The sequence below is a fragment of the Rhodococcus chondri genome (assembly GCF_036327435.1).
GTDB lineage: Bacteria > Actinomycetota > Actinomycetes > Mycobacteriales > Mycobacteriaceae > Rhodococcus > Rhodococcus chondri.
Window position 1 is genome coordinate 1 of the sequence record NZ_JAUZMZ010000371.1, and the last position, 1,277, is coordinate 1,277.

1 protein-coding gene is annotated in these 1,277 nt (G+C 71.0%); it reads left to right on the forward strand.

Going from position 1 to position 1,277, the window contains the following annotated elements:
- Window positions 1-1,277, forward strand: a 1,277-nt coding sequence (locus tag Q8814_RS26185) for an ATP-dependent helicase (protein WP_330154838.1), incomplete at both ends; no start/stop codon positions are given.

A 1,277-nucleotide genomic window follows, 5' to 3' on the forward strand; every position in this document is an offset into this window, starting at 1 on the left:
TGCAGCGACTCGCCGACACGCTCCGCCGGGAAGGGGCACTCGACTTCGGCAGCCAGATGTCGCTCGCCGCCCGTGTCGCCCGCGACCACCCGGAGGTGGGGCTGAGCGAACGCGAACGCTTCCGGGTGGTGTTGCTCGATGAATACCAGGACACCGGGCACGCCCAGCGGGTTCTGCTGTCCGCGTTGTTCGGTGGAGGCCAGGACCCCGACCTCGCGGTGACCGCGGTCGGCGACCCCATGCAATCCATCTACGGCTGGCGCGGGGCGTCGGCAGCGAACCTGCCACGGTTCGCGACCGACTTCGCGTTGCCGGGCGGTGTCCCGGCGCCGAGGCTGGAACTGCTCACCAGCTGGCGCAATCCACCCGAAGCCCTCGAACTGGCGAATGTGTCGTCCGAGCCGCTGCGTGATCGCGGAGTGACGGTGAGCCGACTGCGACCGCGCCCCGACGCCACCGACGGTGATGTGCGGCTGGCGCTGCTTCCCGATGTCGAAGCCGAACGCGAGTGGGTCGCAGATCGCATCGCCGCCGAATACGCCGCGGCGCTCGCGGCGGAGACACCACCGCCGACGGCCGCGGTGCTGGTGCGCCGCAACGCCGACGCCGCACCCGTCGCGGAGGCGCTGCGGGCCCGCGGATTGCCCGTGGAAGTCGTCGGACTCGGCGGTCTGCTGCACACGCCCGAGGTCGCGGATGTCCTGGCGATGCTGCGGCTCGCGGCCGACCCGATGGCCGGCAGCGCAGCGGTGCGTGTACTCACCGGTGCCCGCTGGCAGCTCGGCGCCGCCGACCTGAAGGCGCTGTGGCGACGCGCGCAGGAGCTCGCGATCTCCGGACGGTTCGGTGTCTCGGGTGCCGTCACCGACCCGGACGCGCTCGACGACGCCCTCGATTCGGCTCTGCCCGGCGAATACGCCGATCAGGCCGGGCTCGCCGACGCCATCTCCGATCCCGGGGACCGCAAACAGTATTCGACGTTCGGCTACGCACGTATCACCGCACTCGGCAAAGAACTCGCGTCGCTGCGCGAGCGTCTCGGTCAGCCCCTCACCGAGCTCGTCGCCGAGGTCGAGCGCATTATGGGCATCGGCATCGAAGCGCAGGCACGGGTCGACAGCCGCGGCGGTATCGCCGGTCGTGAACACCTCGACGCCTTCGCCGACGTCGTCGCGTCCTACGCCGGACGCGGCAACGCCACGCTGAGCGGGCTGCTCGCGTACCTCGCCGCCGCCGAGGAGATAGAAAAGGGACTCGCGCCCGGTGAGGTGGAAGTC